This is a genomic window from Peribacillus sp. NPDC096622 (assembly GCF_044762665.1).
Lineage (GTDB): Bacteria > Bacillota > Bacilli > Bacillales > DSM-1321 > Peribacillus > Peribacillus frigoritolerans_B.
Genome location: NZ_JBIWES010000037.1, coordinates 1 through 14,120 on the forward strand (window position 1 = coordinate 1; position 14,120 = coordinate 14,120).

A 14,120-nucleotide genomic window follows, 5' to 3' on the forward strand; every position below is an offset into this window, starting at 1 on the left:
GCATGTTTTGAAAAAAGATTAATCAAAACATGCCCTTATACTATTTAATTGGATTATTCTTTTATAAAAAAGATTGATCATTTTTGTGTTCCTTAAGCAACTAACGCACCAGTTAGTTCATTAAGAGAAGCGATTCTTATTAAAGAATCGTGCCGTTTAGTTGAATAAATATCTATAGTAAATTAGATATAAATTTATGAACTGTCTTATTAAAAACCTTTGGCTGACAAAGATTACTAGGGTCAAAAGAATTTTCGATTACCTTCAACTCCGAATTTTGAATGCAACGAGATACCCGTTCCATCATTTTTTTACCCAATTTAGTATAGTCACCTACTAAACAAAGTGTAGGAATATTAACCTTTAATAACTGATCATTAAATCTAATTCTATTTATTGCTTTTCTTTGGATTTTTGTTTCATATGTCCTCATGTTAAGTATAATGCTTTCCATCTCTTTGCAAGCAATGGACCATCTTTTATATGAGGATTTTGTTAATTTTGCTAACCACTTTTTAGGCATATGTAAAATCCATGTTTGATTGGCTCCTACCATTGCTAATAATTTTTGAAGGGAATCAATTGAGGTATCACAGAAACTATCGACTATAACGAGTGCCTTAACAATATCTGGGGATGCAATGGCTACCTTTTGAATTAAAACCCCACCATATGAAACTCCAATAAATGTCGCTGAAGAAATTTCCAAAAAAAGTAAAAGTTCTTTAATATCTTCTGCTTGTTTATCTAAAACACTTTCCACATTACATTCTAAAAAACCAGAGTTCCCATTACCTCTTAAATCAAGTGAAATAACTTTGAAGTGTTGTTGAAAGTATTCTATTTGTGGCTTATACATTGAGGATGAAGCCCCTAATCCATGTACAAACACCAATGGCTCTCCTTCACCATAACACTCATAAAATATATCTATATCATCTTTAACTTTTAAATAAGGCATTTACCCACCCACTTTTTTCGATTCTTATTAAATTAACCTGCTTCCTTAGTTGCATAAGACCTATTGTAGAGTTGACACAAACTGTGCATTAAAAAAGATAGAGAATAATTACTCTATCTAATAAGCCTATTCTATTTAATAGCATTCTTAGGCTGATTATAATAATTCCTTGCAATCTTAATTCCAAATAACTGAAGAATGACACTAGTTATAATAGCTAAAATCCAAAGCTCATTATCAAAAACAGCAAGAAAGATAGCTATCAGAGAGAAAATAAAACTCGGAAGAAAACCAAGTCCAGCTTTATAATGTTTTAAAAAAATCATAATAGTCCCACCCAAATAAAAGTATGTGTAAATCATAACACAAATTTAAATATTTTTCCCAGTGGTGGACAGTTCGACTACACTACGCTTCTTGAACTATTCTGCCCCGATAGTTGCGTAAAAAAAGCGATCCTTCTTAATGAAGAATCTCGCTCCTGATAGTTCTATAAGTTTTTAATGATATTTTCAAGTTGGGTATGCACCTTATTATTACATACTCCCCCGTGGTAGCAAATTACAGATTCAATATCGTATCTTAAAAATTTATCTAAAGAAGAAATCGCAGTGTCCATATCGAGTGTTGTTTGCTCAACGGGTCCTCTTAGATTCCCATCTATACAAATCATTGCATCAGCAGCAACAAGAACTCTACTTTTTTTCAAATAAAGGCTAATATGTCCAGGGGTATGTCCAGGAGTAAATAGAACTTTTATCCCTCCGAAATAGGGTAGTTCTTGACCGTCCGATAAAGTTGTATCAATTTTAGCTTTTGGAGGATTTTTACAAAGTTCAAGCATTATTCTTGATTGGTCCTCTGGAAGAGAGTCCAAAATCTTAGCCATACTTTTAGGGTTCGTTTTAATAAGAGAAATTTCCCCTTCTATGTATGGCTTATCAAGTTCATGAGCGAATATTTCAATACTTCCTTTAGTTGCCTTTATGATTTCTGGCACACTTCCAATATGGTCAATATCTTGATGTGTTAATATAACTGCTTTTAATTTATCTAATGATAAACCTATTCTATCCATTGCTGAGATTATTTGTTTATATTGTCCTGGCATTCCTGTATCTATCAAAATAGCTTCTTTATCATCCCAGAGAAGCGTCGGGTGTATGACTGCCTTCCCTCCAAACGCTTCAGCTTCTAACTCAAGCATTTCAACTCCATTAGCTATTCTCATTAAATTCCCCTCCAAAATTATTAATTAATTGCATATCTAAATAACTGTTTAGTTTAATTTACCAATTAACCAAGAAGGTTTCAATAACAAATATTTAATCATAACACATAAAATATTTTTTGTCAATATTTTTATTTGTTGCACTATAGAACTATCCTGCCCCTTTAGTTCATTAAGGAAAACCAAAATCAGGGATTATTTCGGTTTATCATTTTTATAACCGATTAAACTTTATTTTAAAACTACAACCAAGTACATTTTATACAAAGTTAGTTAACATAAACGGATTATCGGGAAAAAGTAAAAAAAAGATACAACTCCTATAAATTTAACTTTTCATTACTATTACTGCCATATTGATATAAAATAGAAATGCGCGAAAGGGATTTTTTAACATAAATCTCTTATAACAAGGAGTTGTATAAGTTGATAGCCGTAGAAATTTTATATGATGGTTCAAACATTAAAGGGTTCACAGTAGAAGGGCACGCTGAGTACGCTCAGTATGGTGAGGATATTGTATGTTCTAGTGTTTCAATTTTAACCATAGGAACTATTAATTCAATTATAAGAATGTGTAAGAAAGAAATAAAAATTGAACAAGACGATGGGTATATCCAGGTACTCCTACCAAAAAGCATAATGAAAAAGGATGAAGCTAGAATCTTATTGACCTCTATGCTCTATAATTTAAAAGACTTAGAACAAAATTACCCAAACAACATTCAAGTATTAACAAAATAAAATCACATGCATCCTCTGGATGGTATGGCGGCAGGACCTTTGTTGAAACTACTATGTGCTTTGTTTGCTAAAACAGAAGGTAGAACAAGTAAATAAAGGGCATGTTTTAATTTAATCAAAACATGCCCTTATACTATTTAATTGGATTATTCTGTTATAAAAAAGATTGATCATTTTTTTGTGATCCTTAATGAACTAGAGCACCTGTTAGCTAAATTATTTTTTTTGATTTTTTAATTTCCAAACCTCTTCTTCGAGATTACCTATTCTTTGTTGAAGTGCTTTCTTCGGTTCTGAAATCCTTCGAGCTAATATAACGAAGAAACCTATAATAGCAATAATTCCTCCAGCAAAAGCAATAATAAATAACAATGCAACATCAAACATATAAACAACTCCTAATTTATCTAGGGATTTCAGGTTGAAATAAATCGTCCTCAGTATGTCACCAGAATCAGCAAAAAAAAAAATTAAAAGACTTTAAAAAGAGCGGAGTTTGCCCAGTATGCCACTAGAATAATAATAATTGTAGTAACAATAATAAGCATTTTTTTACTGTGATTTCCAACTTCTTTCTTTTCCCCTATTTCCTCTCTGTATTTCATTTGTACCTTTTTCTTTTTATCATCTAATTTCATTGCAACTAGACCCCTTAATGAAAATAACTTAAGTTTATTTTACCATAAAAAACCATTTTCGTTCTTCAACTAATCTTTTTTACAAACATCGTGACTTCAAAGCCACAGCATGATGGTTCCAGTAGCAACCAAGAACCCTCCAACATAAGCTGATTTTCCTTTTATTATTCCAAAATGGATGCAAACAATTTACAAAGAAATGGGGTTTAGTGGTAATCCCTCTTTTATAGAGAGGTTTTATTTATTAAATTGGTATAAAATGTATTTGGTTGGAAGACAATAATATTACCCAGCTACTCCACTATTCCAACTTAAAAGGCCCTTCTCATAATCGAGAGGGGCTTTTTTGTTTTATAAAGGTAAAACAAAATTTAGGTCTAACCTTCTTAACTAATGTAGATTTGAAACAAAGTTTGATCAAATTAATCCAAGAAACCTTGATAAATGAATAAATAGAAAGAGCATGTTTTAAAGGCAACTTTCGCTTCCAATCGGCCGCCAGGGAACTGACCGTAGGGTGTCGTGGGTTGAGGGCGGGCGTACCAAGCGCGGGCTCGGTGTCAGTCTTCGATTGCCTGGTAGACCATGGTCCAGAAGTCGTGGATAAGCCGCGCTGAATCCGGGGTGGACATCCCGACCTGGGTGAACAGGATTCCGGTGAGCTGTTTGTCCGGGTCGGCGTACGTCGTGGTGCCGGTTCCACCGTCCCAGCCGAACTGGCCGATGGACGCGTAGTCACCACGGTAGGTGCGCACCGCCATCCCGAAGCCCCAGCCGCCGTGCTGCCCTTGCCCGTGCGACAAATGGACGTTGTTTTTGGCCAGGGCGTCTCGGGCGGCTTGTTGCTCGGGCGTGAGGCGGTTGGTGGTCATCAGCTGGACGGCGGGCCGGGACAGGATCCGTTCAGTCCCGTGCATCCCTTGGTTCAGCAGCATCCGTAAATACGCGTGATAGTCGTCAACGGTTGAGAGCAGCCCACCGCCGCCTGCTTGGAACGCTGGAGGTCGGCTGTAGCGTCCGCCTGCGGCCTCGTCCCACACGATGAACTCTCCGGTCTGCGGATCGGGGTTGAAGGCGGGCGGCAGCCGGTCAATCTTGTTGGCGGGCACGTAGAAACCAGTGTCCTTCATCCCCAGCGGATCAAGGATGCGTTCGCGCAGGAACTTCTCGAACGTCTGACTCGTGACTCTGGCGACGAGCACGCCGAGCACTTCGTTGCTGACGTGGTATTGCCACCGCTCTCCGGGCTGGTAGCTCAGCGGGAGTGTGCCCAGGCGACGCATCCACTCATCCGGCTCGGGCAACTCCGCCCCTGGCGTGTCGTATATCCCACTCTCGAAGATCGCGTTCTGGATCGGGGAGTCCATCAACGTAATATCCACTCCGAGCCCGAACGTGGAGGTCAACAAGTCCCGTACGGTGATCGGCCGCCGTGCCGGCACGGTGTCGTCCAGCGGGCCGTCGGCCCGTTTCAGCACCTGCCGGTCGGCGAGTTCGGGCAGCCACGTATCTACTGGGTCGTCCAGATGCAGCTTGCACTCGTCGAGCAGGATCATCACCGACGCGACCGCGAGCGGCTTGGAAGTGGACGCCAACCGGAAGATCGTGTCCCGGCGCATCGGCGCGCCACCGTCATGGCGCATCGTGCCGATCGCTTCGACGTGCGTCTCACCGTACCGGCTGACCAGGGCGACGAGCCCAGGAATCTTCCCGGACTCGACATGCCGTGCCAGCACGTCGCGCATTCTGCGTAGCCCTGTTTCGGATAAGCCAGTGTTGCTTTGTCCCGTTGTAATCTTTTTCATTTGGTTTCCCTCTCTTTACTTTTTTATCAGCCCTATTGTTCTACAAATTCTCTTTTGTTATCAATGCTTGAAAGCGTGTTCGATGCATCAAAGAGCCTGAATATTGGCAATCAAAAGATGACTCACATCCTGTTCTGGGTGATCAGAATCGAGAAATGTCCTGCACTTAGCATAGAGCCCTATGTTCATCGTACGTTTATTCTCGGTTTCATCAAATTCAAAGTCACCATTATTTCGTAAGTAATCTTCTTTGACAACTGTTGTCTTGCCCGCCCCATTGGAGCCGAGCAGCGAAAATACTGCCCTTATCCATTTAAGATCCCACCTTCACATTACCTAATTATGTATATTCTAGAAGTAAATACAAATTCCTTCTTCAACTATCCTCCCTCAATAAACTAAACACAATCTCACGATTGCTCTAGAATTCTTAGGATTTCATAGTCATATCATTAACCGTTATCTATGTAAGCTTGGCATTACGCCTCAAGAATAGGGATTTACCGAAAAAAGTGCATGCTAAACTAGCCAATTATAGGAAAAAATTGGTTTAAGCAATGTTATGATCGCACTTTAGGATATCCACATGTCTCATGGAGGTCAACCCTCCCATGTCTCACAGAGTCGATGTTCCTACATTCCTTCGTTCAACCTTTCCATGAGGTGGATGTCGGTCATGCTGCCCCACAGGATCTAAGTCCTCACGTTAGTTGCTTTGCCGACTAATCCGTGCTTCACTTTTAATGAGTGTTAATTAAATAACCGTGTAACCATAAAAATCCGATGAACTATGCGACTGTTTGATGTGCTACAAATGTTGCCATATGAGGGATATCCTTTAACATCTTGTCTTCTTGAAACGTAAATTGTTTTTTACCGATTGAAAACAGAATTCGAATAAGCTTGTTACACAAGGCTATCAGAGATTGCATTTTCTTTAAGGGATTGTGGGAACGTGTTGTGTAATATATATGAAGAGCTTTAAAAGCCTTGTTCTTTGCCACCAGTATCATGGCTGCCCGGAATAAGAGTGCCCTCAATTTCTTTCGTCCCCGTTTGGTAATCTTGGTCTGACCTTTGTGCTTTCCGGATGTGTTTTCTTTTAAACTTAAACCTGCTAATTTTACGATTTGGCGAGGATGTTGATAGTCTCTGAGGTCTCCGACCTCTGCAAAAAACCCTGCTACTGTATCTCGACCGATTCCTAACACTTCTAACATCTGTGTGACACCTGGGATATGGTCTAATAACTGATCTAATTGATGATCTATTTCTTCGAATTTCATTTGAATAAAATCATACTTCTCTAGTAAAGCTCTCAACTCTAATTTCGCCATAGCTGCCCCTTGACGAATACCAATCGAACGATTGGCTGCTTCTTTAAGTGCTCGTATTTTCTTTAAGCCTATACTGCGTTTTACCACTTGTCTTAGGGAAAGTAAGAGCTCTTCATCCGTATACTTTACAAGTTCATGTGGCAAAGCTTCTAGCTTTAGAAAATGAATAGCTGCCTTGCCTTCCCAACTTTTGAACACCGTCAAAAATTCGGGAAAGTAACGATCAAGCCAGTTATGAACTTGACCCTGAACGACCTGTAAGTCAACGTTGAGAAGATCGCGAAGTTTTTTGGCCACTCGGAGTTCTGCATAAATTCCACGTGGAATTGTTGGTTCGGCGTATCTTCCGTCTTTGACTAACTGTGCGATGACTTTTGCATCTTTCACGTCATTCTTTGTAGGTGAATTATCGTCTAATTCTTTACTTCGTTTAACATGTAGTGGATTGACTGATACGAACTTAATATTATTCTCTTTTAGAAGATGAGCTAGATTTAACCAGTAGTGACCGGTTGGCTCCATCCCTACAATCACTTGATTTAACTTACACCCTTTAACAAGTTGGGTAATCCAATTTAGAAACGAATGAAATCCTGCTTTCGTATTTTCAAAGAAACACGTTTTACCTAGTTCCAATCTAAAATCTTGTGCTCTCGCGACATGATTGTGCTTGGCTATACCTACTCCGACAATTAAGGTTTCAGAAGTAATTTGAGAGATTTTATGATTTTGGTTATAATTCATTGTGAGACCTCCAAATAGATGTATTGTCCTTTTTAGCTGGCCAGCTCAGGACACATTCATCTTATCAAGAGGTCTTTTTTCGTTCAAACCTCATTTTCAGTTATTACAGGAATGCTTCCCCTTTAGCTCCATAAGAAAAAGAGCTGCATAACAGCTCTGATAATTACCTATAGCATTAAGAAGTACATTAATTCAATTCCTTATTTTTTCAAATGATAAGGTACAGTTGTTACTACCACGTCTCTTCGAAACAGTAAGAAGGCCCGAATAAGAAAACTTGATTGATTGTGAAGAATATTGTGCCAGCCTTTTTTGGGAATAAATTGTGGAATAACTACAGTTACCCGATAATTCCCTTCCCTTGCTTTATTCTCTACAGTATCAACAAATTTTGTAAGTGGGTTGATGATACTTCTGTAATGAGAGTGCAGTGTCACCAGTCTTACATCAGGTTGCCATCTCTTCCATTTTTCTTCAAATTTCTTCTCGTCATCTCTTTCAAATGCAACATACACTGCAATAATTTGTTGTGGAGAAAGCGATTTAGCATAATTTAAGGTATTCTCTACAACATGAGTCATGCCAGCAACAGGCACTATCATAACATTACCGTCAATGGTCGCAGATGGTTCACAAGTTGTAAGCCTAAGTTGGTCTCCAACAGCTTCATAATGCTTTCTAATTCTATGAAAGATAAAGACAATGATAGGTAGAAAAATTAAGATTGACCAAACCTGTGAGAATTTTGTTAAAAAGAATATTAATGTGACGGTTAAGCTAATAACGGCGCCCGTAGTATTAATAATGAATTTTGGTACCCACCCATGCGGCTTCTCTCGTAACCATTTAACCATCATGCCCGATTGAGATAAAGTAAATGGAACAAATACACCAACTGCGTAAAGTGGGATAAGATGCTCCGTTTCTGCATGGAAAGCAAGGATTAAAATGATCGAAGCAATTCCAAGTATGATAATCCCATTAGAATATCCTAATCGGTCTCCTCTCATTAGAAACGCCCTTGGAATAAACTTATCCTTTGCAAGATTTACTGCCAACAATGGAAAAGCAGAATAACCAGTGTTCGCAGCAAGGATTAAAATCAATGCTGTAGTTCCTTGTATAAAGAAGTACATGAAATTCCGGCCGAAAGTTTCTTCGGCAATTTGGGAAACAACGGTTACCTCTCCACTAGGAGAAATACCATAATAATAGGCTAAAAATACAATTCCTGAAAACAGTACGGCAAGCAAGGCTCCCATCGCCATTAATGTTTTAGCAGCATTATTAGGTGCTGGGTCTTTAAAGTTAGGAATGGCATTCGATATGGCTTCAACCCCTGTTAAGGCGGAACTTCCTGAAGCAAACGCCCTTAAAAGAATAAACAAACTGATTCCCGCCACAGGTGTACCTATTGGGGTGTGCAATTCAGGCGAAACTCCTCCAGTTAGAATATTATAAATACCTACACCAATTAATATTAACAACGCTAAAACGAATAAGTAAACGGGGTAGGCTAATATTGAAGCAGACTCCGTTACTCCTCTTAAATTCAAAATTGTAATAAAAATGACAAATATAATGGCAATTTCCACATTAAAGTTGTGTAAAGTGGGGAAGGCAGATGTTAAAGCATCAGTCCCAGCAGACACACTTACAGCAACAGTTAGTATGTAGTCTACCAATAGGGAACCTCCAGCTATTAAGCCTGGATTTACACCTAAATTGCTCTTTGAAACCACATACGCTCCACCGCCATGAGGATAAGCAAAAATGATTTGTCTATAAGACAATATGAGAGCTGTTAAAAGAATTAATACACCAACTGCGATAGGAATTGAATACCAAAATGCTGCTGCACTTAACGTAATCAATACTATCAAAATTTGTTCGGGACCATATGCCACTGATGATAGAGCATCAGAAGAAAGGATTGCTAATGCTTTCTTTTTGTTTAATCTCTGTTCTCCTAATTCATTGGATTTCAGAGGTCGCCCAATTAACATCCTTTTTATAAGTGAAATCATTATTCCAAACCACCCTAATAGTTTTTATGAGTTAATTTATATCCGTACATACAGTATTGACTCAAAAGAGCAATAAAATTTTACATGAATACAAAAAAGTGCCTACAGAATAGACCTGTAGGCACATCACTTTTCGTGTGTCACAAGCTCCACCTTCCTTCTCATTTAACGCTTACGAGGTTAGCTGTCGGATTCGGACCTTGAGTAGCCCTACCTTTAAAGGATTCACCCCTTGGGTATAGTAACAACCCACAAAAATGGTTCCCCCGTACCTAATGGTTTCAGCGATTTAGAAATTGAAACTTTGATTATAATACTCCTATGATCAGCAATTGTAAATGGATTTTATGCAAAAAAAATTAATACTCAGGAAAACGGTTAGGTTAGAAATGAAGATATTATTCATGCTTTAGAAAGAGATTTTTAAGGACTATCGCGTAAGGGCCGTCTTCATAAAATTTTGAAAAGGGGCTTCTCTATTCCTATTTCTTCTACAACTAACCTGCCCCGTTAGCTCCATAACAAAAAGAGCTGACGAAGCAACTTCCTTATTGAAGTAAAGCCAAAATAACACTTGGCTGTATTTTTTTCTTCAATTTAGAGGGAGAGGATGAACTGAAACGATTGCAAAGCTGAGCAATCGAAGTATCTATATATAGCAAATTCTCAACAAAAACCTTAAAATGTCCCCGACTTCCTTGGTCCAGTATGCTTTTTCAGATTGGTTTATATCGTCTTTCATAACGTCACCCCTTTCTTGAAGTATTCTTGGTGAATGCTAAAACTCCTTTTTATGGACTATGTGGGGCTATACCAGCACCAAAGTCATCGACGTATATGTATTTATGCAAATAATAAATAAAATTGAAACTAAAGGAGAAATTATATGACAAATCGTGTACACACATTAAAACTAATGTTAGTTAGTTCTTTGGCAGGTTTTGTTTTACTTAATTCTGAGGGCTTAGTACAAGCGAAGGAAATGGATCCAAAAGATAAAATCGTTAACCTAAAAGAAGGAGAAACGCTGAATATAAAAAACACAGAATTATCAAGAGAACAGGATAAGGTTATGGAACAGTTAGTAAACGCTGATTTTTTTAATAAAGTTGATCAAAAGTTAAAAGAACATGGTTATAAAAGATATACTCACACAGGTGAGGTTGATGTGAATTATCAACTAGTTGAATTAGTAGTTCAGAAAAAACCTGGAGAAAGTCAGGTTGAAACAATAAAAAATATTGACAAAATTGTAAGTCAGTTAGCAAAAGAAAATAACGTTGTTCCAACGTTTGCTAAAGTATCTTTCCATTAAAAAAAGCCCATATTCTTACAATATATATAAGAACAATTAGTTACCTAAATATAAAGCCTGTATCTTAGATTACCGAGTAATCATTGATACAGGCTTTTTTTATACTCCTTGTTAAACTAACGCACCCGTTAGCCATCCATGAAGCGCAAAAATCAGCGCTTCACCACAGAGAATGAAAATTGTTCTCTATGTCGATAATGTTTTAATGGCTGGCGAAGAAGGTCGTTGAACTATGGTGCCTTTGAGCCCATCCGTTAGTCTGACTCCGACGACCACGGTGTACCACCGACTGTCGCGCCCTTTATGGGTAGCACTCATGGGAGATTAATCCTTTTTTGGTCGTCGCGCTAGCCTTCACTTAATTTGCAATGATTGGAGGTTTTGTTTAACGCCTTACCAAACTCAATCAGATCACTCATAAGGCTCAGCCTTTTTTTAAAAAGCGTTTTTACTGGGTCTATTTTGTTGTGGTTTTTTCTGGATTTTGAGCTTTTTTAAATTTTCATGGGAGTTCATTAAGAAAAGCCAAACTTATTAAAGAATCGCGCCCGATTGCGGAATAAGAAAAGCACATTTCTTTGTCTGCCTATTATACATAATTACAATTAGGTAATTAAAGAGGTTGGGTACCTAAAAGACGCCCAACCTCTTTTTTGTTACCATAACGGGGATTATCGGTAGTACACCTTTATGGATAATTACTACTTATCTGAAAAGTCTGTTCTTTCCTTTTCAACTACTGAACATTTAACAATTAGACTCATAACCTATAAAAGAAAGGGGTATGAACAGATATGATATATAACATTCCACAAAACTGTATGAATAAGTGGACAACAATCAGGTTGGATCTTGCAAATCAAACGACTTCAACTTTTTCGTTTCTTCCCGTCAATGCTGGATATTTAAAGGATAGATTTTTAAATGGATATATTTACACCGCTGAATATAATACTACTGAATGTATAACACAGCAGCAACAACTTATAATAGGATGTCAGGATAAATGGGTTTATATGTTTCCAGTTGGTGGAGGAGATTTTTTGTTTTGGCCGACGAAGGTTGAAGCTCATAATCCTAAATTGATATTAGGTTGGCTCAACATCACAAATAATATGAATCTTCAGTGTGAGGCAGCGCCATCCACATTTAATATAACTGGAAACTGGGATACTGATTACGGAAGGCTCGTATTTACTCAAACCGGCCAGAATGTTACCGGATCCTATCAAAATGGAAGAGTTGAGGGCAATCTTGTATTCAACCAGGCAAAAGCCAAATGGGAATTGACAGGTAAATGGTATGAAGGTATAAGGGAAGGGAAAATTCTTTTCACATTTGATACCTCAAATAATTTTACAGGAATGTTTGGCAGAGGTGCAGAAGAACCAATACCTGGAAACGTGTGGAATGGTGTTCGGGCCGCTTAAAATTTCAGCGACAATTTATACATTGAATGTAATTTCTCAGAATATAATCGAGGTCATGATAAATAAGATGAAACAGGAGAAAATACTGAAATTATTAGAGTAGACGGGTCGGATAGGTTGAAATTTATATTTACCAGCACAAGAGAGCACATCAATGATGTGCTCTCTTGTTTTCTTAAATAAGCGTCAACAGTCTTGGTGACAACGTAAAAGTTAAACAACTTTGTGATGAGAAGAGAGACCATTACTCACATAAGAATGCACCTTGAATAACAAATTTTCTAATGACTTTATTGTTATTACACATGATGGTCCTCCGAGCATATAGTGATAACGTAGCCTAATGCTGAATAGAATTTTATTGTTAATCATTTTTAAGAAAGAGGGAAAAAAATATGATATATGGCATTCGACGTAAATGTATTTATTATTATATTTTAGCAACAATTATTAAAAAGGGAGTGCTTAATTATGATTTATGGCATTAGAGAGCAATGTATGTATAAATGGAATCCAGTTTATTCTGGAAATGATCCAAACGCAAATTTTTCGTTTAACCCTACTCAAGATGATTATTTGTTAGATAGGTGGTTAGGAGGTACTATTTGGCTTGATGACCATAATCCTTCTGAATGTATATCGCAGCAGCAGCTGTCAACCGGATGTTTGAATAGATGGGTTCACATGCATCCTAAAAAAGGAGGAGATTTTTGGTTTTGGCCTACTACGATTGGTGCTAATCCCAAATTGGTAACAGGTTGGCTATATGTTTCAGATAATCTTAATATGGATATTAGTTGTAGCCCTCCTTTACCAAATATTGAAGGTAATTGGGATACAACATGGGGTAGACTTGTACTAACTAAAAACGCTGTAGATCCTCGAAAATATACCGGCCCCTATTCAGCAACCGGGAGAATCGAAGGATCTCTTGTTTATAAATCTGGATGGCAATTAATAGGCAAGTGGTTTGAGCCTGGCAGAACAGGAGGATTTGAGTTTTATTTCGATAGTTTTCTTCGTTCATTTAAAGGAACTTATGGTTCCGGGGAATCATCAACAGGGGGGAAATGGGACGGCCAGCGTGTCAGCTAATGATGATGGCTTAAACTAATGCAAAGTAGAATATATTGTCAACTTTTATCAAGAATGACAAGGAGTGAGCAAATATAATAACTGGCATTAGACCAGACTGTATGAATAGGTGGATATCAATCGGGCTGGATCTTAGTAATGGAGTAACTGTTAATTTTTGGTTTTACCTCGGAATTTGTGTTCCAACTTCATTCTTGCCACCCAATTATCGTTTGAATCAGGAAGCTTTTTTTCTTCTTGAGCAACAGCAGCCATTTGCTGATATTCTTTAAAAAGCGATGTGAATTCATTCTTTTGTTCCACCAAGGCCGTTTTGATAGCCATTTGCATTATCTCTTTCAAATCACTCTTTTCTAGCGTGATTTCACTATCGCTATCTCGAATAACGCTTAGCGTCTCATCGGCGCTTTTTTTGTCTTGAACCCTTTTGATTACTACTTTTACCGCGTCTTCAATATTGCGATTTTTCTCCATGAAAATTTTCATTTGCGATAACGCGTTCACATCACGATTATAATAAATCCTTTGATTCTTTTCATTCCGTTCAAATACGTATCCGGATTCCTCCAATAATAACGACCATTTTCTTAGATTCGAAGTTGGTATATCAAGACTTGTTGCAACTTCTTTAGAAAAAATACCGAATTCGTTCATACTGCGTCACGTCCTCTCTATTACGGAATCGACTTTTTTTACTTTTTTGTATGAAAACACAATAGTAAAAAAGCCATGCTAAAATAAACCCTCCATATTCTCATTTTTTTGATGGGGGTAAATGTACTATTTCGTTATT

The 14,120-nt window shown here is 37.8% G+C and carries 13 protein-coding genes and 1 riboswitch; of the genes, 4 read left to right on the plus strand and 9 right to left on the minus strand.

Features of this window, described 5'->3' with window-relative positions; translation table 11 throughout:
* Nucleotides 1-172: 172 nt before the first annotated feature.
* The 3 genes from ACIQYG_RS26030 to ACIQYG_RS26040 form a co-directional block, all read right to left on the minus strand.
* Nucleotides 173-961 carry an alpha/beta fold hydrolase gene (locus tag ACIQYG_RS26030; RefSeq protein WP_402844271.1) on the minus strand — a complete coding sequence of 263 codons (789 nt, stop codon included), beginning with the start codon at nucleotides 959-961 and terminating at the stop codon, nucleotides 173-175.
* Nucleotides 962-1,092: 131 nt separating this feature from the next.
* Nucleotides 1,093-1,287 (minus strand): hypothetical protein, encoded by a 195-nt coding sequence (locus ACIQYG_RS26035; protein WP_402844274.1) that lies wholly within the window; start codon nucleotides 1,285-1,287, stop codon nucleotides 1,093-1,095.
* 164 nt (nucleotides 1,288-1,451) lie between these two features.
* A complete protein-coding gene (locus ACIQYG_RS26040; RefSeq protein ID WP_268589987.1) occupies nucleotides 1,452-2,192 on the minus strand; it encodes an MBL fold metallo-hydrolase in 741 nt (246 codons plus the stop codon).
* Between the two features lie 426 nt (nucleotides 2,193-2,618).
* On the opposite strand from ACIQYG_RS26040, the gene ACIQYG_RS26045 reads away from it, so the two are divergent.
* Nucleotides 2,619-2,936, plus strand: a complete 318-nt coding sequence (locus ACIQYG_RS26045) for a ribosomal-processing cysteine protease Prp (protein ID WP_402844277.1) — start codon at nucleotides 2,619-2,621, stop codon at nucleotides 2,934-2,936.
* A 216-nt stretch (nucleotides 2,937-3,152) separates the two neighbouring features.
* Here ACIQYG_RS26045 and ACIQYG_RS26050 read toward each other — a convergent pair whose 3' ends face one another.
* The 5 genes from ACIQYG_RS26050 to ACIQYG_RS26070 all read right to left on the minus strand — a co-directional run bounded on the left by ACIQYG_RS26050 (nucleotide 3,153) and on the right by ACIQYG_RS26070 (nucleotide 9,487).
* Complete coding sequence (locus ACIQYG_RS26050; RefSeq protein ID WP_402844280.1) at nucleotides 3,153-3,323, minus strand: hypothetical protein; 171 nt, start codon at nucleotides 3,321-3,323, stop codon at nucleotides 3,153-3,155.
* Between the two features lie 83 nt (nucleotides 3,324-3,406).
* Nucleotides 3,407-3,574, minus strand: a complete 168-nt coding sequence (locus ACIQYG_RS26055) for a hypothetical protein (RefSeq protein ID WP_402844283.1) — start codon at nucleotides 3,572-3,574, stop codon at nucleotides 3,407-3,409.
* A gap of 560 nt (nucleotides 3,575-4,134) precedes the next feature.
* Nucleotides 4,135-5,379, minus strand: a complete 1,245-nt coding sequence (locus ACIQYG_RS26060; RefSeq protein ID WP_402844285.1) for a serine hydrolase domain-containing protein — start codon at nucleotides 5,377-5,379, stop codon at nucleotides 4,135-4,137.
* Between the two features lie 788 nt (nucleotides 5,380-6,167).
* Nucleotides 6,168-7,460, minus strand: a complete 1,293-nt coding sequence (locus ACIQYG_RS26065) for an IS110 family RNA-guided transposase (RefSeq protein WP_402844287.1) — start codon at nucleotides 7,458-7,460, stop codon at nucleotides 6,168-6,170.
* A gap of 200 nt (nucleotides 7,461-7,660) precedes the next feature.
* Nucleotides 7,661-9,487, minus strand: a complete 1,827-nt coding sequence (locus ACIQYG_RS26070; RefSeq protein ID WP_402844289.1) for an APC family permease — start codon at nucleotides 9,485-9,487, stop codon at nucleotides 7,661-7,663.
* Between the two features lie 153 nt (nucleotides 9,488-9,640).
* Nucleotides 9,641-9,784: riboswitch (cyclic di-AMP (ydaO/yuaA leader) on the minus strand.
* A 589-nt stretch (nucleotides 9,785-10,373) separates the two neighbouring features.
* Between ACIQYG_RS26070 and ACIQYG_RS26075 the strand changes: the two genes are divergently transcribed.
* The 3 genes from ACIQYG_RS26075 to ACIQYG_RS26085 all read left to right on the plus strand — a co-directional run bounded on the left by ACIQYG_RS26075 (nucleotide 10,374) and on the right by ACIQYG_RS26085 (nucleotide 13,327).
* Nucleotides 10,374-10,802, plus strand: a complete 429-nt coding sequence (locus ACIQYG_RS26075; protein WP_402844291.1) for a hypothetical protein — start codon at nucleotides 10,374-10,376, stop codon at nucleotides 10,800-10,802.
* Between the two features lie 794 nt (nucleotides 10,803-11,596).
* Nucleotides 11,597-12,232 (plus strand): hypothetical protein, encoded by a 636-nt coding sequence (locus ACIQYG_RS26080; RefSeq protein ID WP_402844293.1) that lies wholly within the window; start codon nucleotides 11,597-11,599, stop codon nucleotides 12,230-12,232.
* A gap of 471 nt (nucleotides 12,233-12,703) precedes the next feature.
* Nucleotides 12,704-13,327, plus strand: coding sequence for a hypothetical protein (locus tag ACIQYG_RS26085; RefSeq protein WP_402844296.1), 624 nt, complete (start codon nucleotides 12,704-12,706; stop codon nucleotides 13,325-13,327).
* A gap of 150 nt (nucleotides 13,328-13,477) precedes the next feature.
* Here the strand turns inward: ACIQYG_RS26085 and ACIQYG_RS26090 are convergent, their stop codons facing one another.
* Nucleotides 13,478-13,981 (minus strand): MerR family transcriptional regulator, encoded by a 504-nt coding sequence (locus ACIQYG_RS26090; protein WP_402844298.1) that lies wholly within the window; start codon nucleotides 13,979-13,981, stop codon nucleotides 13,478-13,480.
* Nucleotides 13,982-14,120 lie beyond the last annotated feature (139 nt).

Bases quoted from the DNA above. Each gene is read 5' to 3' on its own strand.
- ACIQYG_RS26090 (WP_402844298.1), bottom strand. From the start codon at position 13,981: ATGAACGAATTCGGTATTTTTTCTAAAGAAGTTGCAACAAGTCTTGAT.
- ACIQYG_RS26050 (WP_402844280.1), bottom strand. From the start codon at position 3,323: ATGTTTGATGTTGCATTGTTATTTATTATTGCTTTTGCTGGAGGAATT.
- ACIQYG_RS26085 (WP_402844296.1), top strand. From the start codon at position 12,704: ATGATTTATGGCATTAGAGAGCAATGTATGTATAAATGGAATCCAGTT.
- ACIQYG_RS26040 (WP_268589987.1), bottom strand. From the start codon at position 2,192: ATGAGAATAGCTAATGGAGTTGAAATGCTTGAGTTAGAAGCTGAAGCG.
- ACIQYG_RS26080 (WP_402844293.1), top strand. From the start codon at position 11,597: ATGATATATAACATTCCACAAAACTGTATGAATAAGTGGACAACAATC.
- ACIQYG_RS26060 (WP_402844285.1), bottom strand. From the start codon at position 5,379: ATGAAAAAGATTACAACGGGACAAAGCAACACTGGCTTATCCGAAACA.
- ACIQYG_RS26070 (WP_402844289.1), bottom strand. From the start codon at position 9,487: ATGATTTCACTTATAAAAAGGATGTTAATTGGGCGACCTCTGAAATCC.
- ACIQYG_RS26055 (WP_402844283.1), bottom strand. From the start codon at position 3,574: ATGAAATTAGATGATAAAAAGAAAAAGGTACAAATGAAATACAGAGAG.
- ACIQYG_RS26030 (WP_402844271.1), bottom strand. From the start codon at position 961: ATGCCTTATTTAAAAGTTAAAGATGATATAGATATATTTTATGAGTGT.
- ACIQYG_RS26035 (WP_402844274.1), bottom strand. From the start codon at position 1,287: ATGATTTTTTTAAAACATTATAAAGCTGGACTTGGTTTTCTTCCGAGT.
- ACIQYG_RS26065 (WP_402844287.1), bottom strand. From the start codon at position 7,460: ATGAATTATAACCAAAATCATAAAATCTCTCAAATTACTTCTGAAACC.
- ACIQYG_RS26075 (WP_402844291.1), top strand. From the start codon at position 10,374: ATGACAAATCGTGTACACACATTAAAACTAATGTTAGTTAGTTCTTTG.